Raw genomic sequence first — 24877 nt, 5'->3', positions numbered from 1 at the left:
AACTTGGATGGAGGAAACCGATGCCTACCCCTAGTATGGAAGATTATATTGAACAAATTTATTTGTTGATTGATGAAAAGGGTTACGCCCGCGTATCTGATATTGCTGAAGCGCTTAGTGTACATCCATCCTCTGTAACAAAAATGGTGCAAAAATTAGACAAAGATGAATATCTAATTTATGAAAAATATAGAGGGCTTGTATTAACAACAAAAGGTAAAAAAATCGGAGAACGTCTCGTATATCGTCATGACTTGCTAGAGCAATTTATGCGTATTATCGGTGTGGATGAAAGTAAAATTTACAATGATGTAGAAGGAATTGAACATCATTTAAGTTGGGAAGCAATTGATCGCATTGGTGATTTAGTGGAATACTTTGAACAAGATGCAGTCCGAGTGGAAACACTTCGTGGTGTTCAAAGAGCAAATGAAGAGAAAAGTAATTAAGGGGAACGTATGGCGTTTCCTTTTTTATTTCAATTCGAAAAGGATGGGAGAATTATGAAAGCAATTATTTTTGATTTTGATGGATTAATTGTGGACACAGAAACGATATGGTTTCACTCTTTCAGAGATGCTGTTCGTGAATACGGCGGGGAACTACCTTTAGAGGAATTTGCGAAATGCATTGGAACAACAGATGAGGTGCTTTATACATATTTAAATGATCAATTAAAAGAGAAGTTTAACAAAAGTGCATTAAAAGAAAAAGTGGCAACTTTACATAAAGAGAAAATGAGAATACCAGAAGCTCGTGACGGGGTAAAAGAATATTTAGAAGAAGCGAAAGAAATGGGATTAAAAATCGCACTAGCTTCTAGTTCTTCTAGAGAATGGGTTATTCATTTTTTAGAAGAGCTACAAATTCGAGAATATTTTGAAGTAATTAAAACGAGAGAAGATGTTGAGAAGGTAAAACCAGATCCAGCTCTTTATCGAGTTGCAATAGAAGAATTAGGAATTAAGCCGTCTGAAGCTGTTGTATTTGAAGATTCATTAAATGGATTGAGAGCAGCAGTTGCAGCGGGATTAACGTGCGTTGTGGTACCTAATGATGTGACACGGAATTTACCATTTGAAAATCATCATCTTCGAATTGAAAGTATGAGAGAGAAAAGTTTAAAAGAAGTGCTTCAAAGTATAAAAAAAGACCGTATTTCCTAAAAGGAAGCACGGTCTTTCTTTTTGCTTTTTTTGCCTTCAATGACAGTTAAATGAGACTGTTTTCTTTTTCGTTTCAAAGTGGAAGAATTCCCTTTTTTACTTTTGTCATTAGAAGTATTTGACTTAAAGAAAGAATTGCCTAGGGGTGCTACATTTTGTTTCCCATGTTTGCGGTTCGATTGTTTTGCCGCACGCTTATATGAGCTTTGTGAATTTGCAGAACCACTGGAATTTGTAAACATCTTGTATAGCAAGTAAAAGATACCAACAACAAGTAACATGTACCCGATATTTCTTAATACACCCATGGGATTTGTAATAACAGATGAAACAAGGCCGAATATTGCCAATCCGATAATAAGCACAAATATAGCGAAAGTAAACGAACGACCGTTCATAAGGGACACCTCCTAAAAACGTATATTAAAATTAGTATATTAACGATGAGGAAAGGAGTTGAACACCATTTTTAAATAATTATTGTTTGTTCTCTAAACGTAATAATTCTTCAAACGATGCAATTGCTACTTCCACTTGATCATCTGTTGGTTCTTTCGTTGTTAATAGTTGTAGCCATAATCCAGGATATCCAAGTACGCGTAATACGGGAATATCTCGTAATCGATTTGTAAATTGTAATACTTCAAAAGAAATACCAAGTACAACTGGAATTAATAAAATTCGGTTTATAACTCGTGCCCAAAGAGGATCTGTAGGGACTAGGAAATAAACGAACATTCCAATAATGACTGTAAATATAATAAAGCTACTGCCACATCTATAATGGAGACGAGTTTGCTTTTGAACGTTTTCTACAGTCAGAGGAAGGTTATTCTCGTAAGCATTGATTACCTTATGCTCTGCACCGTGATACTGAAATACCCGCTTAATAAGTGGGGTTAAAGAAATAAAGTATATATAGCTCAATAATAGCATGAGCTTAATGACACTTTCGACAATGATTTGCCCAGTATGAGACGGGAAAATCGGTCTTGTTAATTCAGCTAATAGTGCAGGAACTGCTGTGAAGATGACTTTACCGAATATGAAAGATAAAACGCCAACAGCTGCAACTCCTAATACCATCGTTAATTTTGATTGTTCTTCTTTTTTATTTGCAATTTGTTCATCATCTTCTGGGTGGACGTCAAATCGTTCTGAAGCGAAGTTTAAATGCTTTGCTCCATTCGCACTTGCATCCACAATAGCGGCAATACCTCGTAAAAATGGAATTTTTTTTAGGATAGATAATACTTTATTACGAACGCGTGGTAATCGATAAAATTCAATCGATTTATCTTTACGACGAACCGCTGTAACAGTATATTCTCTACCGCCAAACATAACTCCTTCTATGACCGCTTGCCCGCCATATATTTGTTTTGACTCTTCTGCCATGTTAACACCAACCTGTATTTGTTTCTCTCTTATGTAGAAAAAGAGGCAATTGTCATACTGGGTTCTGTCGTTTTGAAATAAGACAATCACCGAGTTTCCTTTATTTTATCGGCAAATACAAGTAGATGACAAGGGAAAATGTTATGAGAGTCGGACATTTCTTATTCTTTTTATAGACAAATTTCGCAGGATTTAAACATGCTTCAAAATAGTTTCGGGCATACTATTGAGCGGAGGTGTCGATGTGAGTCAAGAACAATTAGGAACAAGGAATTTTGTGCAGATTGGTTTGTTTGGTGGAATCTTTTGGGGCGGGGTATGGTATTTCCTTCATATATTTTCATTCACGGAGGCGGGCCCGAATTATTTCCTTTTACCATTTGCGTTTGGAAGTTGGAAAGAGGGTGTATGGGGCAATGTGTTCGGAATAGTGTGTATGGGACTTCTTTCAATTTTGATTGCCTTTTTGTATAAAGCATTTTTTGCAAAGTTTGAAGGGATTATAGCGGGAATTATTTATGGGCTATTTTGGTGGGCACTACTGTTTTTGGGGATGGGTTTAATGGCTCCTGTTATTAAAAGTGCGCTCCATTTACCAAAAGAGACAATTGTGACGACAATATGTATTTTTATATTGTATGGTGTGTTTATAGCATATTCTGTTTCTTACGCAGTAAATAGCAATAAAGCAGAACAAGAAGGGTAAGAGAAGACGAACTATTCAAATAAGTAATTCCTATGTTAAAATATTGTATAGATATTTAATATTAAGGAGTTTTAAGAATATGAAAAAGTTACTCCTCGTAAACGGTCCTAACCTAAATCGCCTCGGTGTTCGTGAGGTAAATGTATATGGAAAGGGCACGCTAACGACACTTGAAGCAGATATGAAGCAAGAAGCAGAAACAATGGGAGTGGAGTTAGAATGTTTCCAATCGAATCATGAAGGTGCCATTATCGACATTATTCATGAAGCGGAAGATATATATGAAGGGATCATTTTAAATCCGGGAGCATTTACGCATTATAGCTATGCGATTCGTGATGCCATTGCGAGCATTTCGATTCCTGTTATTGAAGTACATATTTCTAACATTCATCAGCGTGAATCGTTCCGTCATGAATCTGTGACGGCAGCTGTTTGTGCAGGTCAAATTGTAGGATTTGGTTTTTATGGCTATAAGTTAGCGTTATTTGCATTAATGGAGAAATTGAGGGAGGCATAAAGTAATGGAGAAAATTGAAAGATTACGAAGTGCATTTGATGAGGCTGGTATTGACGGTATTTTGTTAACAAATGAACATAGTCGTAGATATATGGCTAACTTCACAGGAACAGCAGGCGTTGTTCTTATTTCAAAAGATCGTGCTCAATTTATTACAGATTTCCGTTACGTCGAGCAGGCAAGTAAACAAGCGGTTGGATATGAGGTTGTACAGCACGCAGGATTGATCATTGATGAAGTGGCAAAGCAAGTGAAAGAGCTTGGAATTCAAAAACTTGGTTTTGAGCAAGATACTCTTACATATAGTTCTTATTCAGTGCATAAGGAAGCGATTGATGCTGAATTTATCCCGACTTCTGGACTTGTAGAAAAGTTACGCTTGATAAAGACTGATTCAGAGATTAAGATATTAAAGGAAGCTGCACAGATTGCAGATGCTGCCTTTGAGCATATTCTATCATTCATTCGCCCGGGAGTATCTGAAATTGAAGTGTCAAATGAACTTGAATTTTTCATGAGAAAACAAGGAGCAACATCTTCTTCGTTTGATATTATCGTTGCTTCAGGTCTTCGTTCGGCATTACCGCACGGCGTGGCATCTGAAAAAGTGATAGAAACAGGAGATTTCGTTACATTAGACTTCGGCGCTTATTACAAAGGATATTGCTCTGATATTACTCGTACGATTGCAGTCGGTGAACCATCTGATAAATTAAAAGAAATTTATAATATCGTTTTAGAAGCACAACTACGTGGTGTGAACGGTATTAAAGCTGGTTTAACAGGTCGCGAGGCTGATGCGCTAACGCGTGACTACATAACGGAAAAAGGATATGGTGAATACTTTGGACACTCTACTGGTCATGGAATAGGTCTTGAAATCCATGAAGCACCAGGTTTAGCGTTCCGTTCTCATACAGTACTTGAACCAGGTATGGCTGTAACAGTAGAACCAGGTATTTATATTCCAGGTATTGGCGGCGTACGTATTGAAGATGATATCATTGTGACAAGTGAAGGTAATGAAGTAATTACGAAATCACCAAAAGAACTTATTATTTTGTAATACACAGGAGGATTTTTTTACATGATTTCAGTAAACGATTTTCGTACAGGTTTAACAATTTCAGTGGACAATGCCCTTTGGCAAGTACTTGATTTCCAACACGTAAAGCCAGGTAAAGGTGCTGCATTCGTTCGTTCTAAACTACGTAATCTTCGCACAGGTTCTGTTCAAGAGAAAACATTCCGTGCAGGTGAGAAAGTAGAAAAAGCACACATCGAAAACCGTCGTATGCAATACTTATACGCAAGCGGTGAGGCTCACGTATTTATGGATAACGGAACTTATGAGCAAATCGAACTTGGTGAAAAACAAATCGAGCGCGAGCTTAAATTCCTAAAAGAAAACATGGAAGTAGCAATCATGACTTACCAAGGCGAAGTACTTGGTGTTGAACTTCCAAACACAGTTGAATTACAAGTTACAGAAACAGAGCCTGGTATTAAAGGTGATACTGCTTCTAACGTGACAAAACCAGCTACATTAGAAACTGGTCTTGTTGTACAAGTACCAATCTTCATTAACGAAGGCGAAATGCTTATCATCAACACTGGTGAAGGTAAATACGTTTCTCGTGCATAGTAAAAAGCACTCGTGATAATTCACGAGTGCTTTTTTTATAGGAAATAGGGTAGATAGTAAATAGCTGTTATTATAAAACTGACTAAAACAAGTGAAAGAGTACCCATAATAGATGGAGTCAAAACAATTTGAAATGGTTTTATTTCGCCAGTCTCAACGCCAGTTAATGTTTTACTTATTGCGTGATCTGTAATGTTATTTCTATGGTTACTCATAATAATTAACCACATAATTGCAAATATTGCTAAACTACCAAGGAAAAAGGTCTCTATAAATGACCAACCGACCAATAATGAAAAAAGATAAATAAGAGCTAATTCTACTACAACGGTTAAACTAACTTTCAATGCCTTCATATTTTTCCCCCTCATTCTGTAATTTCAACCAGTTTAAAAAATTTTCACGTGACACGACATGCAGAGAGCAAGGTGACTTTACTTCTTTCTCTAGTGCAGCGTGTTCGTCTGGAAACTTGTTTTCCACATGCAATGAAATATAAGGTAGTTTTTCTTGTGCTTTTAAAGAGCGGATATTATTCGTTTTAGCACCAGCAAATACGTAGGAAAGTTGTAAGTCTAAAAAGGCGATTTTAAAGATTTCTTTTTTAGCAGCCTCGTTATAGCCTTTTCCCCAGTACGGATAGCCGAGCCAACTACCAATGTGAGATTGCTTTTTCTCATTATTAATATGTTTAAGTGTGGTGAGGCCAATTATTTCATTTTCTTCATTCACAATCATTCTCGATAAGGATTTCTTTTGACGCTCTTCTTCTATTGCGAAAAGAAGAAATGTTTTCGTGTCTTCGATATTTTCTACCGTTATCCCCAATGCATTTTTTATATGTGGATCACTTGATAGCTCGAAAATCACATTTGTATAGCATAAATCTAGTGGTAATAAAGTGACGTGCTGCATGGTTTAAACCTCTTTTAAACTAAATATACCATAATATACCATGAAATAATATGAATATTCAGATTGTAATTCAGACTTTAGAGAAAAATTATGTTTTTACTTCTGAAATAGACAACCTCTGCATATGGTTGTACAAATATACTCTTTTTTAGAATACGAAGTTAGTAACTGTTACGGGAGAAGGTGGAAGAATGAAACAGTGGCTAGCGGCAATGGAAACATCCGTGCTTGTTATGGGGGCACTTCGATTATTTTCAGGTAGTGCGGAGATATTTGCTGCTTTGCTTATGCTTTATGTGAATGATGCGAAGAAAGCGTTGTTTATAAATGGTATGTTGGCGTTTGTTGGACCTACCGTATTAATTTTAACAATGACAATTGGGATAGCGAGTGTAGCAAGTGAAATTTCTTTCTTGAAGCTCTTTTTTCTAGCGCTTGGAATTTGCTGTATTTTTATCGCATTACTGAAATAGTAAGTCGAGTATAGTGGGGAGAAGCCGATGAAAGAGGTATTAGAAGTTTTACCAAAAACGATGAAGTACTTAATTGAAGAATGTAAGCAATACGATGCTTTAGAGGAAATTCGCGTTCGAATTGGAAGGCCGCTAGAGTGTATTGCACACGGAAAGGTGTTTTTTTATGACTATATCACTACTGCAGAGGATGCTATTTACTTATTGAATAAGTTAAGTCAATTCTCAATTTATACGATGGAAGAGGAATTAAAACGTGGGTATGTGACGCTTCGCGGAGGGCATAGAATCGGGTTAGCAGGAAAAGTCATTACAGAAAAAAGCGCAGTGAAAATGATTCGTGATGTCTCTTCCTTTAATATTCGTATTGCTCGTCAAAAAATAGGGATTGCTGAACCGCTTTTGCCATATTTGTATGAAAAAAGGTGGTTAAACACGATGGTAATTGGCCCTCCCCAAACGGGAAAAACGACACTCTTAAGAGATGTAGCACGTTGCATGAGTCAAGGGGTAAGTGCTTCGGAAATTCCTTCCTGTAAAGTGGGGATCGTTGATGAACGGTCAGAAATTGCTGGTTGTGTGAAAGGGATCCCGCAATATGATTTTGGTACCCGAGTCGATGTGTTAGACGCATGTCCAAAGGCAGAAGGAATGATGATGATGATTCGTTCTATGAGTCCTGATATTTTGATCGTAGATGAAATTGGCCGTAAAGAAGATAGTGAAGCAATTATGGAGGCAGTGCATGCAGGTGTCCAGCTTTTTATAAGCGCACACGGATTTTCCTATGAGGATGTTGTGAGACGTCCATCGCTCAAGGCAGTGCTAGAGCTTGGTATATTTGATAGGTTTGTGGAGTTGTCAAAAGCGAGGGGTCCAGGAACGGTTATGCAGGTGAAAGATAAATATGGAAAACCAGTGTTATCAAATAGAAAGGCTGAGGGCGTATGGTGAAAATATTTGGTGCAGTGTTAATCGTTGCGGTCAGCACCTTTTTCGGGTTTTCGTACGCTAAAAGATACAGTGAGAGACCGAGGCAACTTAGGTTATTAAAATCAGCACTTCAATCATTAGAGGCAGAAATTATGTATGGACACACACCTTTATCTGAGGCTGCCGAGCGATTAGTTAAACAAATGCCAAAGCCATTAAATTGGATATTTCAAAGTTTCGCTAAAAAACTAGAAAGTGGAGAACAAACAGTAAGGGAAGCTTGGATAGATAGTTTGAAAGAGAATTGGAAGTTGACGGCTTTTCAACAAACCGAGTATGAAATACTGCAGCAATTTGGTGAAACGCTCGGGCAACATGATCGTGAATCACAACAAAAACATATTCGCTTATGTATTACACATTTGGAGAGAGAAGAAGAGGAAGCGAAAGCTTTACAACTGCAATACGAAAAAATGATTAAGAGCTTAGGGGTACTAGCAGGGCTACTTATTGTAATTTTACTGCTATAGGGGGGAGAAAGGCGATGTCCATTGATGTTGGATTAATATTTCAAATCGCCGGAATCGGCATTGTTTTAGCTTTCATTCATACTGTACTAAAAGAATTGAAGCGTGAGGATATTGCAAATTGGGTTATCCTTGTCGGTTTTGTCGTCATTTTATTTCATGTTGCATTTTTAATTAATACGCTATTCGACAAGATTAAAAGTGTCTTTCTCTTCCAGTAAAGGAGGCGGTTCGAATCGAAATTATACAAATTGTCGGATTAGGCCTCGTTGCTACGTTTTTAGCTGCTGTTTTGAACCAGCATAAATCTAGTATTACATCTTTATTTATTGTGTTCGTAGGTAGCGTGATGTTTCTTATTTTAATCGATCAAATTCATTCTATTTTACAAATGATTGAGAGAGTAGCGAGTGAAGCGAAAGTTAGCAACGTCTACGTGGAAACGTTACTAAAAATTATTGGAATTGCTTATATTGCCGAGTTTGGAGCTCAAATTACAAAAGATGCTGGTCAAGGTGCCATCGCTTCGAAAATTGAACTTGCTGGGAAAATCTTAATTCTCGTTATGGCAATTCCTATTTTGACGGTTGTAATTGAAACTATTCTCGGATTTTTACCGACGGGATAAGGGGGAGTGAATGTTGAGGAGGTTTGGAGCTAAGCTGCTATTTGCTTGCTTCCTTTTCTTTTCTTTACCGGTTGTTGTACAAGCTTCTCCTGTAGAAACAAACGTCGTTGATCAACAATTGGATAAGCTCGGAATTGAAGATGTGAAGCAATTTTGGGACGGGCTTGTTACAAAATATGGTGGCTATTTGCCAGAGAGTCAAAAAGGGAGTTTTATGGAGTTTGTAAAGGGAGAAAAAGAATTCTCTCTAAAAGAGTGGATGATAGGGTTATTAAAATATTTATTTCATGAGCTTGCAGCTAATGGAAAACTGCTTGGCACACTCATTATGCTCACAATCTTTAGTGCATTGTTGCAATCACTGCAATCCGCTTTTTCAAAAAGTAGTGTAAGTAAAATTGCTGATGCTGTTGTATATATGGTACTTATTATTTTTGCTTTAAATAGTTTTTATGTCGTTATGACATATGCAAGAGAAACGATACAAACAATGGTAGATTTCATATTAGCGCTATTGCCAATTTTATTGGCGCTTATAGCGACTGGTGGCGGGGTTGTATCTGTATCTTTCTTTCATCCGATTATCATTTTCTTAATGAATACAAGCGGGCTTCTTATGAATTATATCGTTCTACCGCTTTTATTACTGGCAACGATATTAAGTATTGTAAGTACAATGAGTGATCAATATAAAGTTACAAAATTGTCCAAGCTTCTGCAAAACGTTAGCGTTGGGATTATCGGTATCTTCTTAACGATTTTTTTAGGGGTATTATCTGTACAAGGAACAGCGACAGCCGTTGCTGATGGCATAGCTGTGAAAACTGCTAAATTTGTAACAGGAAACTTCATTCCAGTAGTTGGAAGAATGTTTACGGAAGCGGCAGATACTGTTATTAGCGCATCAGGATTATTGAAAAACACAGTCGGAATTATTGGGCTCGTCATTTTATGCTTAATTGTTGCTTTTCCTGCGATTCAAATTTTCTGTATTGCATTTATTTATAAATTCGCAGCAGCAGTATTACAACCGGTTGGCGGCGGAGCAATTATTCAATGTTTAGACATTATTGGAAGAAGCATCATTTACGTATTTGCTTGCTTAGCTATCGTATCATTTATGTTCTTTTTAAGTATTACAATTATTATTGCTGCGGGGAATATTACACTTATGATGCGGTAGGAGGTGAAGAGTATGCAATTTGTTACAGAGTGGATCAGAAATATTATCGTTTTTTTGCTCTTAGCGACAATGCTTCATCTTATTCTTCCAAATTCGAATTTGCAAAAATACGTTAAATTTGTTGTAAGTCTTTTGTTAGTCGTATTAATTTTAACACCCCTTTTTAAACTATTGCAGACAGATGTAAATGAAGTAATTGCAAATTTTAATGAAGAAAAGTACGTAGCAGAAGGATCTGTAAAAAATTCAATAGATTCGAAGAAAAAAGAAATACAAGCTCTAACACGTGCATATAGTTTAGAAGAGATGGCTACCAAAATGAAAAAAGAAGTAGGAAAAGAGTTTGAGAAAAAGTATGGTATGGCTGTCTCTGAAATACAAATAGTCGCAGCAGAAAATATAGAAGAAGTAAAGTCAGCGAAAGATATTCAATCTGTTGTTGTGACGTTGAAAGAAAAAGAACGTAGTAAAAATGATGCAATCGAAACAGTAAAGCCAATTGAAATTAACACGAAAGAGCCTCCAAAAAAAGTGGAAGAAACGAATGTAGAAATGAAAGATTTCTTTTCAAGCAGGTGGCAACTAGAGGGTAAACAAATCCAAGTTCAAATGGAAGGGAGGACAGGTAGAGTAAATGGACAATAAAGATAAAAATTCGAAGTTCTCATTTTTTCGAAACTTATTGAATGGGAATCAAAAAGAAAGCAACGAGAAGGGTAAAAAGGTAACACCTAAGTTTTTACTTGTCCTACTCATACTTGGAATTTTGCTTATGTTTTCTAGTAGTCTCTTTTCAAGTAAAAAAGAAGAAGTACCTGTATTTAAAGAACAAAAAACTCAAAACCAAGAAAAAGACGTACCAACTTTCGGACAAAAAAGTAATGATAGTATGTCAAATGTAGAAAAATATGAAAAAGCGTATGAACAAGAATTAAAAACTGCTTTAGAAGAAATAGCAGGAGTAAAAGACGTAACGATTAAAGTGAATTTAGATTCATCTGAAGAAAAAATTTTAGAAAAAAATACAGTGAAACGCTCACAAACAACAGGTGAAACAGATAAAACAGGCGGTAAGAGAGAAGTAGAGGACGAGTCTCTTGATGAAAAGACTGTCATTATACGTGAAGGGGATAAAGAAACTCCTGTTGTTTTACGAACAGAGAAGCCGAAAGTACGTGGTGTTCTTGTCGTAGCAAAGGGAGTGGATAATATACAAGTTAAAGCAATGGTAAAAGAAGCTGTGATAAGGCTGCTAGATGTACCGGCCCATCGCGTTTCAGTTTCACCGAAAAATTGATAGGGAGGAAATAAAGTGTTAAAAAAACAAACAGTTTGGTTATTAACGATGTTAAGTTTAGTTGTTGTACTATCTGTGTATTACGTGACAACTCCTGACAAAATGAATACAGCATCGCCAGCAACAGGTGAAAAGATTGGACAAGAAAAACAAGGTACTGATAAAGCAGTAACAAACGAAGCGCCTAAAGAAACTCCGAAAAAAGAAAATACAAGCAAAGAAACAACAAATAAAGAAACAGACAAAAAAGAAAATGCAAAAAAAGAAACAAGTAAAAAAGAGGGCAATGTATCAGTTCAATCAAGTGATGAGAATTTCACAGCTTTACGTATGCAAATGGAAGATCAGCGAAGTGAACAAAAAGCAAAATTACAAGAAGTGATGAGTTCAACAAAAGCTTCAGCAACAGAAAAGAATAAAGCGAAAGAAAATTTTGATGCCATTACGACAATGGAAACGAAGCAAGAATTACTTGAGACAGTAATTAAATCTCAAGGAGGATATCCAGATGCTCTTGTAAGAGCTGATGGTACTGATATTAGAGTAACGGTTAAAGCGGCAAAACATTCACAGAAAGAAGCAAATAAAATTATTCAACTTGTAAGAAGTGAAGGCGGATCAAAAGATGTAGGTGTGAAATTTGATCCACCAGCGAAATAAGTGAAACCTTAATCCGTAGGGATTTCCCTACGGATTATTATCTTTTACTAAGCAAAGGGTATGCAAATAGTAAAAAGAGTATGTAAGTACGTGTGAATAGAAAAAAGCTATCATTTTCGATAGCTTTTTTCTATTGCGTCTTTGTAATTATTTTTACTATGTTCAGCTCGGAATGGAGAAACACGTTGTGAGTAAAAGATTAATGGTTCATGGTACTGATGATTACTTTTTCCGGATTTGACGTGGATGCAAAGAACGCATGCCCAAACGATTACAGCAGGTAAAAAGAGAATGAGCCATATCATATTTCCACACCTCGACACAATATATTTTCTACACTTTGAACATACTATTCTTATATGAAGGAATGATGAACGGTGTGTAAACAAAAAAAAAATATTTGGTAAAAATATGTTATTGACTATAGGTGTGGTGAAGAGTGAAGAGGGAATGGCATGTTTGCTGTGTAACGTTTTGAAAAAGTAGTGAATGTTTTTTAAGAAGTGGTCTTGCCAATTTCGTGTGAAACTTGGTATTATTACTAGGTATTAAATTTTTATTGGAATAATATTTTTACAGGAGTTTCGATTTATTATAAAGAAATATAAATTGGAATGTTTAAAAAATTTATCGTAAGATGGAAATAGTAAATATTTCTATTAGTTAATGAAATATATTTTCTAATAGAATACATCGTATTTTTACAGTCAATCTAGTTTTCGTGACGAGAATCTGTAAAAACGGGACAAACAAGAGTATGGGAGTGGATTTTACATGTTTAAAATTCAAGAAGTTCGCGAATTAATTAAATTAATTGATAGCTCTAATATTGATGAATTTGAATACAAAAAAGACGGTACAACAATCAAAATGAAAAAGCGTGGTAATGAAGTTGTTGCTGTGCAAGCACCTGCAGCAAAACAAGCTATGCAACCAGTAGCGCCTGTTGAAGTTGAAACGAAAGTAGCAGCAGCACAAGCAGAAGCGCCAAAACAAGAAGAGAAGAAGGCTGTTCAAAATGAAAACCTACATAAAATCACATCACCGATGGTAGGTACATTCTATTCTTCTTCTTCGCCTGATACACCTCCATATGTAAGTGTTGGGGATAGAGTATCGAAAGATTCTATCGTATGTATTGTCGAGGCTATGAAGTTATTTAACGAAATTGATGCTGATGTAGAGGGCGAAATTGTTGAAATTCTTGTTAATAACGGACAGCTTGTTGAGTATGGACAACCGCTATTTCTTGTAAAAGCGTAATAAGGGAGTCTTTGTGATGATAAAAAAAGTATTAATAGCCAATCGTGGGGAAATTGCTGTACGAATTATTCGTGCTTGTAAAGAAATGGATATTGAAACAGTTGCAATTTATTCAGAAGCAGATAAAGAGTCACTTCACGTACAGATTGCAGACGAGGCGTATTGTGTAGGACCAACGATTTCGAAAGAAAGCTATTTAAATTTGACGAACATTATTAGCGTTGCGAAGTTAACAGGCTGCGATGCTATTCATCCGGGATACGGATTTTTAGCAGAGAATGCAGATTTCGCAGAATTATGCCGTGAATGTAACTTGATTTTTATCGGTCCAAGTCCAGAAGCTATTTCAAAGATGGGCACAAAAGACGTTGCTCGTGATACAATGAAAGAAGCAGGGGTTCCGATTGTACCAGGTTCACAAGGGATTATTAAAAATACCGAAGAAGCGATCGAGCTTGCTAATCAAATTGGATATCCAGTTATTATTAAAGCGACTGCAGGTGGCGGCGGAAAAGGTATTCGTGTTGCACGCCATGAAGAAGAGCTTATAAAAGGAATTCAAATTACACAGCAAGAAGCTAGTACCGCTTTTGGGAACCCTGGTGTATACTTAGAAAAGTACGTTGAAGATTTCCGCCATGTTGAGATTCAAATAATGGCAGATACACACGGAAATGCCATTCATTTAGGAGAGCGTGATTGTACAATTCAGCGCCGTTTGCAAAAACTACTAGAAGAAAGTCCATCACCTGCACTTGATGAAGATATTCGCAAGCAGATGGGTGAAGCGGCAGTTAAAGCGGCGGTAGCGGTTGATTATACAGGTGCTGGTACGGTTGAGTTTATTTATGAATATAAAACGAAAACCTTTTATTTCATGGAGATGAATACGAGAATTCAGGTTGAGCATCCGGTTACTGAAATGGTAACGGGAATGGACTTAATTAAAGAGCAAATTCTTGTTGCTTCAGGAGAAAAGTTATCGTTACAGCAAGAAGAAGTACAATTTAATGGTTGGGCAATTGAATGTCGAATTAATGCGGAAAACCCTGCCAAAAAATTTATGCCATCTCCAGGTAAAGTAGAAATGTACTTACCACCAGGAGGATTTGGTATTCGCGTCGATTCAGCTGTATATCCGGGATATTCAATCCCACCTTTCTATGATTCGATGGTTGCTAAATTAATTGTTCACGGAAAAACACGTGAAGAGGCAATTGCAAAAATGAAGCGCGCACTTAGTGAATTTGTCATTGAAGGCGTACATACAACAATCCCGTTCCATTTGCAATTGCTAGATCATCCTGATTTTGTAAAAGGTGAGTTTAATACGAAATTTTTGGAAGAGCATGAACTTGTGACGCAGTGATACATTAAAGGAGGTTTTTTTCATGGCTGAACATATGTTAGATATGGGTCAAGATACAACTCTTGGTAAAGTAGAAATTGCACCAGAAGTAATTGAAGTAATTGCAGGTATTGCAGCTGCTGAAGTAGAAGGTGTAGCGGCAATGCGCGGTAATTTTGCTACAGATGTTGTTGAGAAGTTAGGTAAGAAAAATCATGGTAAAGGTGTAAAGGTTGAATTAGCAAACGAAGATATTATCGTTGACCTTTATGTTGTAATGTATTTTGGTGTAGCAATTCCAGTTGTTGCACAAAAGATTCAAGACAATATTCGCCAAGCACTCTTTACAATGACAGGACTTGAGCCAAAAGAAGTGAATGTTCACATCGTTGGCGTAACATTCGAAACACAAAAAACAGAAATCGAACCAGTGTAAGAATGAAAAGGTGCCTAGTAACATAGGCATCTTTTTTATCGTTTCATTTCTTCACAAATTACAACCCTCTAATTATTATACTATTTCAAAAAATAAGAAATAAACAAGGAAATGTGTCGTTTTTCCAAAAAACGTACATTGTGATAAGATATGGAACTTGAAGTTAATCTTTTTATTATTTTTCAGCCTTGTAACCCGTGTGTGAAACGATAAATTGTGTTATTATCATTGTATTATAAGGTTGGAAAATCAATGAAAACTGTAAGAGTAAGTGAATTGACGGCTTATAAATTATAATAATATAACAAAGTATAAGGAAAGACTTGAAGCATAAAGGAGAGTTACAATGAAACGTAGGACGGCTAGAGAAAGAGCAATGCAAGCATTATACCAAATGGATATTACAGGTGAATTAGAACCGAAAGTAGCAGTGGAAAACACGCTGGATGAAGGCGAAGAAACAAATGAGTTTCTAGAGTCACTTGTAGTAGGTTTTGTAGAAAATAAAGAAGCAATCGATGAAGCGATTCGTCAAAACTTAAAAAAGTGGAAGCTTGAGCGTATTAGTATTGTTGATCGCAGTATTTTACGTGTAGCTGTGTATGAAATGAAGTACATGGAAGAAATTCCACACAACGTAACAATTAACGAAGCAATTGAAATTGCAAAAACATTTGGGGATGAGGAATCTCGTCGTTTTATTAACGGCGTTTTATCTAATATAAAAGATACACTGTAAATTCTTTAAGGGGGAATCTTAAAATGGTAGCAGTAATCATCAAAGGAAATGAAGTTGCGGAGAAAAAACGAGCACAATTAACAGAAGAAGTTGTGAAGTTGAAAGAGCAAGGTATTGTACCAGGATTAGCAGTTATTTTAGTTGGAGAAGATCCAGCATCTCGTTCTTATGTGAAAGGAAAAGAAAAAGGCTGTGAACAAGTAGGGATTTACTCAGAGCTAATTGAACTTCCTGAAACAATTACTGAGGAACGTTTGCTTGCTGAAATCGATCGCTTAAATGGAGATGACCGTATTAATGGCATATTAGTGCAATTACCTTTACCAAAACATATTGAAGAAAAAGCTATCATTGAAAGAATTTCACCAGAAAAGGATGTAGACGGATTTCACCCAATCAGCGTGGGACGTATGATGACGGGACAAGATACATTCCTTCCATGTACACCGCATGGTATTGTAGAATTAGTAAAAGAAACAAATCTTGATATTTCTGGAAAACATGTAGTAGTAATTGGAAGAAGTAATATTGTCGGTAAACCAGTGGGACAATTGTTTTTAAATGAAAATGCCACTGTAACATATTGTCATTCTAAGACGCAAAATATGAAAGAGTTATCGAAGTTAGCTGATATTTTAATCGTAGCTGTTGGACGACCTAAAATGATAACAGCGGATTATATTAAAGAAGGAGCGGTTGTAATTGACGTTGGTGTTAACCGTTTAGAAACAGGAAAACTTTGTGGTGATGTTGACTTTGACAACGTGTTAGATGTTGCGGGTTACATTACACCTGTGCCAAAGGGTGTTGGTCCAATGACAATCACAATGCTTCTTCATAATACTGTTGAATCTGCCAAACGTGCAGGTGTCGTTTGTAAATAATTTGAGTCGGCTATGAGGAGAGAGAAATGGAGAAGCAATATTTAACCGTTACAGCGTTAACACGCTATATAAAAACAAAAATAGAATATGATCCGCATTTGCAGTCTGTTTGGTTAAAAGGTGAAATTTCCAACTTTAAAAATCATAGCCGTGGCCACATGTATTTTACATTGAAAGATGAAAATGCAAGAATCGCAGCGGTTATGTTTGCGGGCCATAATCGTAATATTAAATTCAAACCTGAAAATGGGATGAAGGTACTCGTGAAAGGGAAAATCTCTGTTTACGAGGCGAGTGGTTCTTATCAAATTTATATTCAAGACATGCAGCCTGACGGAGTCGGGAATTTACATTTAGCGTACGAACAGTTAAAAGTTCGTTTAGAAGAAGAAGGACTTTTTTCTCAAGTTTATAAAAAAGCGATTCCTCCTTACGCTAAAACAATAGGTGTGATTACGTCGCCAACAGGAGCAGCGATTCGTGATATTATAACAACGATTAAACGTCGTTATCCAATTGGGAATGTTATTGTATTTCCGGTACTTGTACAAGGGGAGCCAGCGGCTCCCTCGATTGTACAAGCGATTCGTACAGCGAATGAAATGGGAGAGATAGATGTACTAATCGTTGGTCGTGGTGGAGGTTCTATTGAGGAATTATGGGCTTTCAATGAGGAAATGGTTGCAAGAGCAATCTTTAAGAGTGAAATTCCTATTATTTCGGCAGTAGGCCATGAAACGGATTTTACAATCGCAGATTTTGTTGCAGATTTACGCGCGCCAACACCGACTGCAGCAGCTGAGCTGGCAGCACCTAACATTATAGAGTTACAAGAAAAGGTATTACAAAGAACTCTGAGATTGCAAAGAGCAATGAGAGAGTTAGTACATAAAAAAGAAGAAAAACTACAAGTGTTGCAAAAATCGTATGCGTTCCGTTATCCAAGACAAGTATATGAGCAAAAGGAAGAGCAATTAGATAGAGCGCTAGAACAGCTTGTTTTAGCGAAAGAGCGCTATATTGATAAAAAGGTGAATCAGTTAAAGCAACTTTCATTTTATTTAGAGAAGCACCACCCATCTCAAAAAATTATGCAAACGAAGGTAGCTGTTGAAACGTTGCAAAAGCAATTACAACGTGAAATGCAAACGTTACTTCAAACGAAAGAATTTGCCTTTGTAAGAGCTGCTCAAAAACTTGAAGCGTTAAGTCCGCTTAAAGTAATGATGAGAGGGTACGGGCTTGTATATGATGAAGAGAAGCAAGTGTTAAAAAGTGTGAAAGATGTAAGCCTTGGAGATGCTGTTTCAGTTCAATTACAAGATGGAATACTAGATTGTAGCGTATCAGGCATAGAGGAGCGTGAATTGAATAATGGAAAATAAATTAAGCTTTGAAGAGGCAATTTCGCAACTTGAGCATCTTGTTTCTAAGCTAGAACAAGGTGACGTACCTTTAGAAGAAGCGATTTCTTATTTTAAAGAAGGTATGGAATTATCTAAGCTTTGTGATGAGAAGCTGAAGAATGTACAAGAACAAATGGCAGTTATTCTTGGGGAAGATGGAGAGCTTGAACCGTTTACTGCTTTAGGAGATGAAGCATAGTGACGATTGCTTTTGATACTTTTTTGAAAGAAAGTAAAACTTTCGTAGAAGAAAAACTTGTAAGCTATGCAAATGAATTACAATGTCCAAATGTACTTCGTGAAGCGATGGCATATTCTTTGGAAGCGGGTGGAAAACGTCTCCGCCCGTTACTTTTGTTTGCAACATTACAAGCGTTTGGGAAAGAAAGAAATCTTGGAGTAGGTGCAGCTTGTGCTCTTGAAATGATTCATACATATTCATTAGTTCATGATGATTTACCTTGTATGGATGATGATGATTTAAGAAGAGGAAAGCCCACAAATCACAAAGTATTTGGTGAAGCGATGGCAGTTTTAGCAGGAGATGGCTTATTGACGTATGCTTTTCAAGTTATTATGGCATATGAGCAAAAAGAAATTTCTGCCGAAAAAAAAGTAAGACTTGTACTTGAACTTGCAAAAGCAGCAGGACCAGAAGGAATGGTTGGCGGACAAGTGGCAGATATGGAAGCTGAAGGGAAACGCCTTACGATTGATGAATTGGAGTACATCCATAAACATAAGACCGGAAAACTGCTTGAATTTGCTGTACTTGCGGGTGCGATACTTTCTGATGCGACAGAAGAGCAAGAAGAAAAGTTGCTTACGTTTGCCAAATATATCGGTCTAGCTTTCCAAATTCGAGATGATATTTTAGATGTCGAAGGAACTGAAGAAGAGATTGGAAAACCGATTGGTAGCGATCTTTCTAATGAAAAGAGCACATATACAACGTTGTTTACTGTAGATAGAGCAAAGGATATTTTAGAAGAAACAATTGCAGAAGCAAAAGGTGCGATTAGTTCCTTGCAATTACAAGATGAATATTTACTATCTATTTGTGATTTGATTGCAAAACGTAATAACTAATATAACAGCGTTTTCATTTGTTGAGTCATTCATCATTTTATGATATAAATGTAGGAAAAGGTTTTTCTTTTCTTGTTATTGGCAAAAATATATGTAGATTACATTGCCGTTATCACTTCGTGTTAGCGGCTATTTTTTTCATCGCCTAAAGAAATATGGTTTATAATAGGATTAGGGCGCAATAGACTGGTTAATAGCGGGACAAGACGAAAAATAGAAAAGAGAATTTCTTGTTTTGTGTAAATGTTTTTTATAATATTTGACATGTTGACAGATTATGAAATGAAAGTGAGTGATCCATGTGGATCTAACGCAAATTCAAAACCCTAGTTTTTTGAAAGATATGTCTATCAGTGAACTAGAGGGATTGAGTGAGGATATTCGTAAGTTTTTAATTGAAGAGCTCTCTCAAACAGGTGGACATATTGCACCTAATTTAGGTGTAGTAGAACTCACAATTGCTCTGCACAAATTATTTGATAGCCCGCAAGATAAATTTTTATGGGATGTAGGACATCAATCCTATGTACATAAAATTTTAACTGGACGTGCGAAAGAGTTTGGTACATTAAGGCAATATCAAGGTCTATGTGGTTTCCCGAAACGTTGCGAGAGTGAGCACGATGTATGGGAAACTGGTCATAGCTCGACTTCGTTATCGGCTGCAATGGGAATGGCTCTGGCACGTGATTTAAAGAAAACGAAAGAATATGTTATACCAATTATTGGAGATGGTGCTTTAACAGGCGGAATGGCTTTAGAGGCATTGAACCATATTGGACATGAAAAAACAGACATGATTGTTATTTTGAATGATAATGAAATGTCAATTGCACCAAACGTTGGTGCGCTTCATAATGTGCTCGGTCGTTTACGTACCGCAGGAAAATATCACTGGGTAAAAGATGAATTAGAGTATATATTAAAGAAAATCCCAGCAGTTGGCGGGAAAGTGGCTGCGACAGCAGAGAAAATAAAAGATAGTCTTAAATATTTACTAGTATCTGGTGTCTTTTTCGAAGAGTTAGGCTTTACATATTTAGGTCCAGTCGATGGGCATGATTATGAAAAGTTATTCGAAACGTTGCAATATGCAAAGAAAACAAAAGGCCCAGTGCTTGTTCACGTTATTACGAAAAAAGGAAAAGGTTATAAACCGGCTGAGAGTGACGTTATTGGAACTTGGCATGGAACAGGACCTTATAAAATTGAATCAGGTGACTTCGTTAAGCCGAAAGAAGTTGCACCAGCATGGAGTGCTGTCGTTAGTGAAACAGTACTTAAGCTAGCGAGAGCGGATGAGCGTATCGTAGCAATTACACCTGCAATGCCTGTTGGATCAAAACTTGAGAAATTCCAAAAAGAATTCCCAGATCGTATGATTGATGTAGGTATTGCAGAACAGCATGCTACAACAATGGCAGCAGGTATGGCAACGCAAGGAATGAAGCCATTCTTAGCGATTTATTCAACGTTTTTACAAAGAGCATATGACCAAGTTGTTCATGATATATGCCGCCAAAATTTAAATGTTTTCATCGGAATAGATCGCTCGGGATTAGTAGGAGCAGATGGTGAAACGCATCAAGGCGTATTTGATATCTCATTCTTACGTCACTTGCCGAATATGGTGCTTATGATGCCGAAAGATGAAAATGAAGGGCAACATTTAGTTTATACGGCGATGCAATATGAAGATGGACCAATCGCATTGCGTTATGCTCGCGGTAATGGACTTGGCGTTCATATGGATAAAGAATTAAAGGCGATTCCAATCGGTACGTGGGAGACGTTAAAAGAGGGTACACAAGCAGCTATTTTAACATTTGGTACGACAATACCAATGGCAATGGAAGCAGCTGAGCGTCTTGAAAAAGCTGGGGTTTCAGTGAAAGTAGTGAATGCTCGCTTTATTAAACCAATGGATGAAGCATATTTACATGATCTTCTAGGAAAGAATATACCGATTTTAACGATTGAAGAAGCTTGTTTAATCGGTGGTTTTGGAACAGGAGTAGTTGAATTTGCATCTGAAAATGGTTACCATAGTGCATTAGTTGAACGAATGGGTATTCCAGACCGCTTCATAGAGCACGGAAGTGTAACAAAATTATTAGAAGAAATTGGTTTAACGACAGATGCTGTTGTAGACCGTATTCATACAATGATTCCATCAAAACAAAAAAGGGCGTAACAAATGAGCGTAAAAAAAGAAAGAGTAGATGTACTATTAGTAGAGCGAGGACTTATAGAAACGCGTGAGAAAGCAAAGCGCGCCATTATGGCCGGACTCGTATATGCAAATGAGATGAGACTTGATAAGCCAGGAGAGAAAATCTCGCAAGATACTGAGATTACGGTGAAGGGACAAGTTATGCCGTATGTAAGTCGTGGTGGTTATAAACTTGAAAAGGCATTAGAGACATTTCATCTTGATTTACAAGATAAAGTTATGATAGATATTGGTTCATCAACTGGTGGCTTTACAGATTGCGCGCTTCAAAATGGAGCGAAATTATCTTATGCATTAGATGTAGGATACAATCAACTAGCGTGGAAATTACGTCAAGATGAGCGTGTTGTTGTAATGGAACGAACAAACTTCCGTTACGTGACACCAGCAGACTTAGAACGTGGTTTACCTCAATTTGCAAGTATTGATGTTTCATTTATATCATTAAAGCTTATACTGCCAGTTTTAAAAACAATGCTTATGCCTAACGGAGATGTAGCAGCGTTAATTAAACCGCAGTTTGAAGCTGGAAGAGAGCAAGTTGGGAAAAAAGGTATCGTTCGTGATAGAAAAGTACATGAAGCTGTTGTAGAAATGATTGTCGAGTTTGCTTTAAAAGAAGGCTATGATGTGGAAGGTTTAACATTCTCACCAATTACGGGTGGGGATGGTAATATTGAATTTTTAATTCATCTGAAATGGCATGGTGAACGTGAGAATGGCGAAAATCATTCTCCGATTTCTATAGAGCAAGTTGTTACAGAAGCGCATGACGTTCTAAAACAAAAAGGGAAAGGGGAATAACATATGTTGTTCCTCTTTTTGCTGTAATTGTATAATGATTGTAAAAACAATTGTGTACAAGAAACGAATTATAAGTTAACATAAATAAGTGAAGTATACCAATGTTTAAACTATGGTAAGAGATAGTGTGAGGTGCAAATGTATGAATAAAGGTCAGCGCCATATTAAAATCAGGGAAATTATTGCAAACAAAGAAATTGAAACACAAGATGAATTAGTTGATATTTTACGTAATGAGGGATTTAATGTAACGCAAGCAACAGTATCGCGCGATATTAAAGAACTGCACTTAGTGAAGGTGCCATTACATGATGGGCGCTATAAATATAGCTTGCCAGCAGATCAACGATTTAACCCGTTACAAAAATTAAAACGAAATCTAGTGGATTCATTTGTAAAATTAGACACGGCAGGACATATGCTTGTGCTAAAAACATTGCCTGGTAACGCTCATTCACTTGGAGCACTTATTGATCATTTAGAGTGGGATGAGATCATCGGAACCATCTGTGGTGATGATACTTGCTTAATTATTTGCCGTACACCTGACGATACAGGTGTTGTCTCTGATCGTTTCTTAAATATGTTGTAACAAAAAATCTTGTTTGCTTTCCATCGTAAAGTGGAAAGTGAACAAGATATTTTTATTGGTTAAAAATATGAATTTTCAATTGTAATATAATATTTTGTTTGCATAAAGTTAAAAAATAGATGGATTGACCCGTAAAACAAATGTTTGGTACAATGAAGCGGGTTAGAAGAGTATATACATACAAATATATAGCATGATTATTTGAATGAAGAACTGAGAAAATCCTTTAGTAAGGGATTATTTTATAACGAGGTGAATGGGGCATTGTTATCGGAATTATCGATTAGAAACTTTGCTATTATTGAAGCATTAAATATTTCTTTTCAAAAAGGTTTAACGGTTTTAAGCGGTGAAACAGGGGCCGGAAAATCGATTATTATTGATGCAATTAGTTTACTTGTAGGTGGCCGTGGGTCAGCAGAATTTGTTCGATATGGAACAGAAAAGGCTGAGATTGAAGGGCTATTTTATGTTGAAGATGAGAAGCATCCATGTATTGAAAAGGCAGAAGAGTTAGATATAGAAATAGAAGATGGTATGATTATTTTAAAGCGTGATATTGCTGCGAACGGGAAGAGTGTATGTCGTGTAAATGGGAAGCTTGTTACACTTAGCATATTAAAAGAAATTGGGAAAACACTTGTTGATATTCATGGACAGCACGAAACGCAAGATTTAATGAATGAAGAACGACATCTGTTTATGCTTGATCACTTTGATGGGGATCGAATCGTTAAACAATTAGACATATATCAAAACGTATACGCTGACTATGAAAAATTAAAAAAACAATTGAAATCGTTAAGTGAAAATGAGCAACAAATGGCACATCGCTTAGATTTAATTCAATTTCAGCACGAGGAAATTCGCAAGGCGGATTTAAAGATGGATGAAGAAAATGAATTAACTGAGGAACGATTGCAAATTTCTAATTTTGAAAAGATTTATAAAGCGTTAGGTGATGCATATCGTTCTTTAAGTGCCGACGGACAAGGATTAGATAATGTAAGAAGTGCAATGGGGCAAATGGAAAGTATTACACATTTAGATGAAGTGTATCAAGAGAATCATGATTCAATTGCAAATAGCTATTACTTATTAGAAGAGGTTGCCTATCAACTGAGGGAAAAGCTCGATATGATGGAATATGATCCAAATCGTTTAGATGAAATTGAAACACGTTTGAATGAAATTCGTATGCTAAAGAGAAAATATGGAAATAATGTAGAAGAGATTTTAGCGTATGCTGATAAAATTGAACAGGAAATTTTTACGATTGAAAATAAAGACGTTCATATTGAAACGACGAAGAAACAGTTGAAGGAATTAGAAAGTGTTATTATGAAAGAAGCAACGTTGTTAAGTAATATGCGTCATGAGCTTGCAGAACACCTTACAAATGCAATTCATCAGGAATTAAAAGAATTATATATGGAAAAAACGAAATTTGAAGTGAGAATTATGAAGAGAGAAGGAAATGCAGAAGAGCCCCTTGTGGAAGGTGCGCCGGTAAGACTTACGGCGGATGGTTACGATCATGTGGAATTTTATATTTCAACGAACCCAGGAGAGCCGCTAAAACCACTTTCAAAGGTTGCTTCTGGCGGAGAGTTATCTCGTATCATTTTAGCTTTAAAAAGCATTTTTTCTAAGCATCAAGGGGTTGCATCTGTTATTTTTGATGAAGTGGATACGGGTGTAAGTGGCCGGGTCGCACAGGCTATTGCGGAAAAAATTTATCGAGTATCAGTAAACTCGCAAGTACTTTGTATTACGCACTTACCTCAAGTAGCTTCAATGGCAGATTCACATTTATTTATTCGAAAACAAGTAGCGAATGATCGGACAATTACATCAGTTACTGTTTTAACTATGGAGGATAAAGTAACAGAAATAGCTCGAATGATTTCTGGTGTGGAAATCACAGATTTAACGACAGAGCATGCGAAAGAATTACTTACGCAAGCGCATCATTTTAAACAGACAGCAGAGGCTATCCAGTAATGGATAGCTTTTTTTCTCAAATGACGAT

Annotated in this window: 32 protein-coding genes; 27 read left to right on the top strand and 5 right to left on the bottom strand. The window is 36.6% G+C overall.

Annotated elements, in window-relative coordinates; translation table 11 throughout:
- The first annotated feature begins 20 nt into the window (after nt 1–20).
- Nucleotides 21–449, top strand: coding sequence for a transcriptional regulator MntR (mntR, locus tag N2V80_RS21040; protein WP_001143083.1), 429 nt, complete (start codon nt 21–23; stop codon nt 447–449).
- A gap of 54 nt (nt 450–503) precedes the next feature.
- Nucleotides 504–1166, top strand: coding sequence for an HAD family hydrolase (locus N2V80_RS21035; RefSeq protein WP_025966333.1), 663 nt, complete (start codon nt 504–506; stop codon nt 1164–1166).
- Here N2V80_RS21035 and N2V80_RS21030 read toward each other — a convergent pair.
- Both N2V80_RS21030 and N2V80_RS21025 read right to left on the bottom strand, forming a co-directional pair.
- Entirely contained in the window at nt 1163–1564 is a 402-nt protein-coding gene (locus N2V80_RS21030; protein ID WP_001014463.1) for an SA1362 family protein, read from the bottom strand. The two genes, N2V80_RS21035 and N2V80_RS21030, sit on opposite strands and share 4 nt — an antisense overlap.
- Before the next feature lie 79 nt (nt 1565–1643).
- Nucleotides 1644–2564, bottom strand: coding sequence for a DUF1385 domain-containing protein (locus N2V80_RS21025; RefSeq protein WP_000807120.1), 921 nt, complete (start codon nt 2562–2564; stop codon nt 1644–1646).
- A 244-nt stretch (nt 2565–2808) separates the two neighbouring features.
- Here N2V80_RS21025 and N2V80_RS21020 point away from each other — a divergent pair, with 244 nt between their 5' ends.
- From N2V80_RS21020 to efp, 4 genes are all read left to right on the top strand, one after another.
- Nucleotides 2809–3270, top strand: coding sequence for a YqhR family membrane protein (locus N2V80_RS21020; protein WP_000076893.1), 462 nt, complete (start codon nt 2809–2811; stop codon nt 3268–3270).
- Nucleotides 3271–3349: 79 nt separating this feature from the next.
- A complete protein-coding gene (aroQ, locus tag N2V80_RS21015; protein WP_000735147.1) occupies nt 3350–3790 on the top strand; it encodes a type II 3-dehydroquinate dehydratase in 441 nt (146 codons plus the stop codon).
- Between the two features lie 4 nt (nt 3791–3794).
- Nucleotides 3795–4856 (top strand): Xaa-Pro dipeptidase, encoded by a 1062-nt coding sequence (pepQ, locus tag N2V80_RS21010; RefSeq protein WP_000411041.1) that lies wholly within the window; start codon nt 3795–3797, stop codon nt 4854–4856.
- Between the two features lie 21 nt (nt 4857–4877).
- The gene (gene efp, locus N2V80_RS21005) at nt 4878–5435 is read left to right on the top strand and encodes an elongation factor P (protein ID WP_000626516.1); all 558 of its coding nucleotides are present in this window, start codon (nt 4878–4880) and stop codon (nt 5433–5435) included.
- Between the two features lie 35 nt (nt 5436–5470).
- On the opposite strand, the gene N2V80_RS21000 is transcribed toward efp, so the two are convergent.
- Nucleotides 5471–5791 (bottom strand): hypothetical protein, encoded by a 321-nt coding sequence (locus N2V80_RS21000; protein ID WP_000645695.1) that lies wholly within the window; start codon nt 5789–5791, stop codon nt 5471–5473.
- Nucleotides 5772–6350: a GNAT family N-acetyltransferase gene (locus tag N2V80_RS20995; protein WP_001164991.1), complete on the bottom strand. Its 579-nt coding sequence runs from the start codon at nt 6348–6350 to the stop codon at nt 5772–5774. The genes N2V80_RS21000 and N2V80_RS20995 overlap by 20 nt, the downstream gene beginning before the upstream one ends.
- Before the next feature lie 191 nt (nt 6351–6541).
- Between N2V80_RS20995 and N2V80_RS20990 the strand changes: the two genes are divergently transcribed.
- The 9 genes from N2V80_RS20990 to N2V80_RS20950 are packed head-to-tail and all read left to right on the top strand — an operon-like array spanning nt 6542 to nt 12051.
- Nucleotides 6542–6823: a YqhV family protein gene (locus tag N2V80_RS20990; RefSeq protein ID WP_000816050.1), complete on the top strand. Its 282-nt coding sequence runs from the start codon at nt 6542–6544 to the stop codon at nt 6821–6823.
- Between the two features lie 27 nt (nt 6824–6850).
- On the top strand, nt 6851–7777 hold the full coding sequence (gene spoIIIAA / locus N2V80_RS20985; RefSeq protein ID WP_000665905.1) for a stage III sporulation protein AA: 927 nt from the start codon (nt 6851–6853) through the stop codon (nt 7775–7777).
- A complete protein-coding gene (gene spoIIIAB / locus N2V80_RS20980; RefSeq protein WP_000238702.1) occupies nt 7771–8286 on the top strand; it encodes a stage III sporulation protein SpoIIIAB in 516 nt (171 codons plus the stop codon). The genes spoIIIAA and spoIIIAB overlap by 7 nt, the downstream gene beginning before the upstream one ends.
- Before the next feature lie 14 nt (nt 8287–8300).
- A complete protein-coding gene (spoIIIAC, locus tag N2V80_RS20975) occupies nt 8301–8504 on the top strand; it encodes a stage III sporulation protein AC (protein ID WP_000020914.1) in 204 nt (67 codons plus the stop codon).
- Between the two features lie 23 nt (nt 8505–8527).
- Nucleotides 8528–8911, top strand: coding sequence for a stage III sporulation protein AD (gene spoIIIAD, locus N2V80_RS20970; protein WP_077393170.1), 384 nt, complete (start codon nt 8528–8530; stop codon nt 8909–8911).
- Between the two features lie 10 nt (nt 8912–8921).
- Complete coding sequence (gene spoIIIAE, locus N2V80_RS20965) at nt 8922–10094, top strand: stage III sporulation protein AE (RefSeq protein ID WP_000946110.1); 1173 nt, start codon at nt 8922–8924, stop codon at nt 10092–10094.
- A 12-nt stretch (nt 10095–10106) separates the two neighbouring features.
- Nucleotides 10107–10739, top strand: a complete 633-nt coding sequence (spoIIIAF, locus tag N2V80_RS20960; protein WP_001161033.1) for a stage III sporulation protein AF — start codon at nt 10107–10109, stop codon at nt 10737–10739.
- Nucleotides 10729–11391, top strand: a complete 663-nt coding sequence (gene spoIIIAG, locus N2V80_RS20955) for a stage III sporulation protein AG (protein WP_061654470.1) — start codon at nt 10729–10731, stop codon at nt 11389–11391. Before spoIIIAF ends, spoIIIAG begins: the two co-directional genes overlap by 11 nt.
- Nucleotides 11392–11406: 15 nt before the next feature.
- Nucleotides 11407–12051, top strand: coding sequence for a SpoIIIAH-like family protein (locus N2V80_RS20950; protein ID WP_000914710.1), 645 nt, complete (start codon nt 11407–11409; stop codon nt 12049–12051).
- A gap of 110 nt (nt 12052–12161) precedes the next feature.
- On the opposite strand, the gene N2V80_RS20945 is transcribed toward N2V80_RS20950, so the two are convergent.
- On the bottom strand, nt 12162–12356 hold the full coding sequence (locus N2V80_RS20945; RefSeq protein ID WP_002101315.1) for a hypothetical protein: 195 nt from the start codon (nt 12354–12356) through the stop codon (nt 12162–12164).
- 469 nt (nt 12357–12825) lie between these two features.
- On the opposite strand from N2V80_RS20945, the gene accB reads away from it, so the two are divergent.
- The 12 genes from accB to recN all read left to right on the top strand — a co-directional run bounded on the left by accB (nt 12826) and on the right by recN (nt 24849).
- Complete coding sequence (accB, locus tag N2V80_RS20940) at nt 12826–13314, top strand: acetyl-CoA carboxylase biotin carboxyl carrier protein (protein ID WP_000472859.1); 489 nt, start codon at nt 12826–12828, stop codon at nt 13312–13314.
- 16 nt (nt 13315–13330) lie between these two features.
- Nucleotides 13331–14683, top strand: a complete 1353-nt coding sequence (gene accC, locus N2V80_RS20935; RefSeq protein ID WP_000592870.1) for an acetyl-CoA carboxylase biotin carboxylase subunit — start codon at nt 13331–13333, stop codon at nt 14681–14683.
- A 22-nt stretch (nt 14684–14705) separates the two neighbouring features.
- Nucleotides 14706–15098, top strand: a complete 393-nt coding sequence (locus tag N2V80_RS20930; protein ID WP_000807630.1) for an Asp23/Gls24 family envelope stress response protein — start codon at nt 14706–14708, stop codon at nt 15096–15098.
- 346 nt (nt 15099–15444) lie between these two features.
- Nucleotides 15445–15837, top strand: a complete 393-nt coding sequence (gene nusB / locus N2V80_RS20925) for a N utilization substance protein NusB (RefSeq protein WP_000830247.1) — start codon at nt 15445–15447, stop codon at nt 15835–15837.
- A 23-nt stretch (nt 15838–15860) separates the two neighbouring features.
- A complete protein-coding gene (folD, locus tag N2V80_RS20920; RefSeq protein ID WP_000226732.1) occupies nt 15861–16721 on the top strand; it encodes a bifunctional methylenetetrahydrofolate dehydrogenase/methenyltetrahydrofolate cyclohydrolase FolD in 861 nt (286 codons plus the stop codon).
- Nucleotides 16722–16747: 26 nt separating this feature from the next.
- A complete protein-coding gene (xseA, locus tag N2V80_RS20915; RefSeq protein WP_061654469.1) occupies nt 16748–18106 on the top strand; it encodes an exodeoxyribonuclease VII large subunit in 1359 nt (452 codons plus the stop codon).
- Entirely contained in the window at nt 18096–18326 is a 231-nt protein-coding gene (gene xseB, locus N2V80_RS20910) for an exodeoxyribonuclease VII small subunit (RefSeq protein WP_000428423.1), read from the top strand. The genes xseA and xseB overlap by 11 nt, the downstream gene beginning before the upstream one ends.
- Nucleotides 18326–19216: a (2E,6E)-farnesyl diphosphate synthase gene (gene ispA, locus N2V80_RS20905; protein ID WP_000150374.1), complete on the top strand. Its 891-nt coding sequence runs from the start codon at nt 18326–18328 to the stop codon at nt 19214–19216. The genes xseB and ispA overlap by 1 nt, the downstream gene beginning before the upstream one ends.
- Nucleotides 19217–19517: 301 nt before the next feature.
- Nucleotides 19518–21410, top strand: a complete 1893-nt coding sequence (gene dxs, locus N2V80_RS20900; protein ID WP_000366454.1) for a 1-deoxy-D-xylulose-5-phosphate synthase — start codon at nt 19518–19520, stop codon at nt 21408–21410.
- A 3-nt stretch (nt 21411–21413) separates the two neighbouring features.
- Nucleotides 21414–22253 (top strand): TlyA family RNA methyltransferase, encoded by an 840-nt coding sequence (locus N2V80_RS20895; RefSeq protein WP_000111874.1) that lies wholly within the window; start codon nt 21414–21416, stop codon nt 22251–22253.
- A 142-nt stretch (nt 22254–22395) separates the two neighbouring features.
- On the top strand, nt 22396–22845 hold the full coding sequence (gene argR, locus N2V80_RS20890; protein ID WP_001032580.1) for an arginine repressor ArgR: 450 nt from the start codon (nt 22396–22398) through the stop codon (nt 22843–22845).
- A gap of 264 nt (nt 22846–23109) precedes the next feature.
- On the top strand, nt 23110–24849 hold the full coding sequence (gene recN / locus N2V80_RS20885) for a DNA repair protein RecN (protein WP_000947765.1): 1740 nt from the start codon (nt 23110–23112) through the stop codon (nt 24847–24849).
- Nucleotides 24850–24877: the final 28 nt, after the last annotated feature.

This window comes from Bacillus sp. FSL W8-0640 (assembly GCF_038007725.1).
GTDB classification, from domain to species: Bacteria; Bacillota; Bacilli; order Bacillales; family Bacillaceae_G; genus Bacillus_A; species Bacillus_A cereus.
The sequence above is the reverse complement of the archived record's forward strand: the minus strand, read 5'-3'. Positions and strand labels throughout refer to the sequence as shown.

What these genes read in the sequence shown, in the direction of transcription:
- spoIIIAE (WP_000946110.1), top strand. Translation starts at nt 8,922, where the DNA reads ATGTTGAGGAGGTTTGGAGCTAAGCTGCTATTTGCTTGCTTCCTTTTC.
- N2V80_RS20990 (WP_000816050.1), top strand. Translation starts at nt 6,542, where the DNA reads ATGAAACAGTGGCTAGCGGCAATGGAAACATCCGTGCTTGTTATGGGG.
- nusB (WP_000830247.1), top strand. Translation starts at nt 15,445, where the DNA reads ATGAAACGTAGGACGGCTAGAGAAAGAGCAATGCAAGCATTATACCAA.
- pepQ (WP_000411041.1), top strand. Translation starts at nt 3,795, where the DNA reads ATGGAGAAAATTGAAAGATTACGAAGTGCATTTGATGAGGCTGGTATT.
- N2V80_RS21030 (WP_001014463.1), bottom strand. Translation starts at nt 1,564, where the DNA reads ATGAACGGTCGTTCGTTTACTTTCGCTATATTTGTGCTTATTATCGGA.
- N2V80_RS21035 (WP_025966333.1), top strand. Translation starts at nt 504, where the DNA reads ATGAAAGCAATTATTTTTGATTTTGATGGATTAATTGTGGACACAGAA.
- aroQ (WP_000735147.1), top strand. Translation starts at nt 3,350, where the DNA reads ATGAAAAAGTTACTCCTCGTAAACGGTCCTAACCTAAATCGCCTCGGT.
- folD (WP_000226732.1), top strand. Translation starts at nt 15,861, where the DNA reads ATGGTAGCAGTAATCATCAAAGGAAATGAAGTTGCGGAGAAAAAACGA.
- spoIIIAB (WP_000238702.1), top strand. Translation starts at nt 7,771, where the DNA reads ATGGTGAAAATATTTGGTGCAGTGTTAATCGTTGCGGTCAGCACCTTT.
- N2V80_RS21000 (WP_000645695.1), bottom strand. Translation starts at nt 5,791, where the DNA reads ATGAAGGCATTGAAAGTTAGTTTAACCGTTGTAGTAGAATTAGCTCTT.
- mntR (WP_001143083.1), top strand. Translation starts at nt 21, where the DNA reads ATGCCTACCCCTAGTATGGAAGATTATATTGAACAAATTTATTTGTTG.
- N2V80_RS20895 (WP_000111874.1), top strand. Translation starts at nt 21,414, where the DNA reads ATGAGCGTAAAAAAAGAAAGAGTAGATGTACTATTAGTAGAGCGAGGA.
- spoIIIAG (WP_061654470.1), top strand. Translation starts at nt 10,729, where the DNA reads ATGGACAATAAAGATAAAAATTCGAAGTTCTCATTTTTTCGAAACTTA.
- N2V80_RS20945 (WP_002101315.1), bottom strand. Translation starts at nt 12,356, where the DNA reads ATGATATGGCTCATTCTCTTTTTACCTGCTGTAATCGTTTGGGCATGC.
- xseA (WP_061654469.1), top strand. Translation starts at nt 16,748, where the DNA reads ATGGAGAAGCAATATTTAACCGTTACAGCGTTAACACGCTATATAAAA.
- N2V80_RS20930 (WP_000807630.1), top strand. Translation starts at nt 14,706, where the DNA reads ATGGCTGAACATATGTTAGATATGGGTCAAGATACAACTCTTGGTAAA.
- spoIIIAF (WP_001161033.1), top strand. Translation starts at nt 10,107, where the DNA reads ATGCAATTTGTTACAGAGTGGATCAGAAATATTATCGTTTTTTTGCTC.
- accC (WP_000592870.1), top strand. Translation starts at nt 13,331, where the DNA reads ATGATAAAAAAAGTATTAATAGCCAATCGTGGGGAAATTGCTGTACGA.
- spoIIIAC (WP_000020914.1), top strand. Translation starts at nt 8,301, where the DNA reads ATGTCCATTGATGTTGGATTAATATTTCAAATCGCCGGAATCGGCATT.
- xseB (WP_000428423.1), top strand. Translation starts at nt 18,096, where the DNA reads ATGGAAAATAAATTAAGCTTTGAAGAGGCAATTTCGCAACTTGAGCAT.
- efp (WP_000626516.1), top strand. Translation starts at nt 4,878, where the DNA reads ATGATTTCAGTAAACGATTTTCGTACAGGTTTAACAATTTCAGTGGAC.
- argR (WP_001032580.1), top strand. Translation starts at nt 22,396, where the DNA reads ATGAATAAAGGTCAGCGCCATATTAAAATCAGGGAAATTATTGCAAAC.
- accB (WP_000472859.1), top strand. Translation starts at nt 12,826, where the DNA reads ATGTTTAAAATTCAAGAAGTTCGCGAATTAATTAAATTAATTGATAGC.
- N2V80_RS20995 (WP_001164991.1), bottom strand. Translation starts at nt 6,350, where the DNA reads ATGCAGCACGTCACTTTATTACCACTAGATTTATGCTATACAAATGTG.
- spoIIIAA (WP_000665905.1), top strand. Translation starts at nt 6,851, where the DNA reads ATGAAAGAGGTATTAGAAGTTTTACCAAAAACGATGAAGTACTTAATT.
- N2V80_RS21025 (WP_000807120.1), bottom strand. Translation starts at nt 2,564, where the DNA reads ATGGCAGAAGAGTCAAAACAAATATATGGCGGGCAAGCGGTCATAGAA.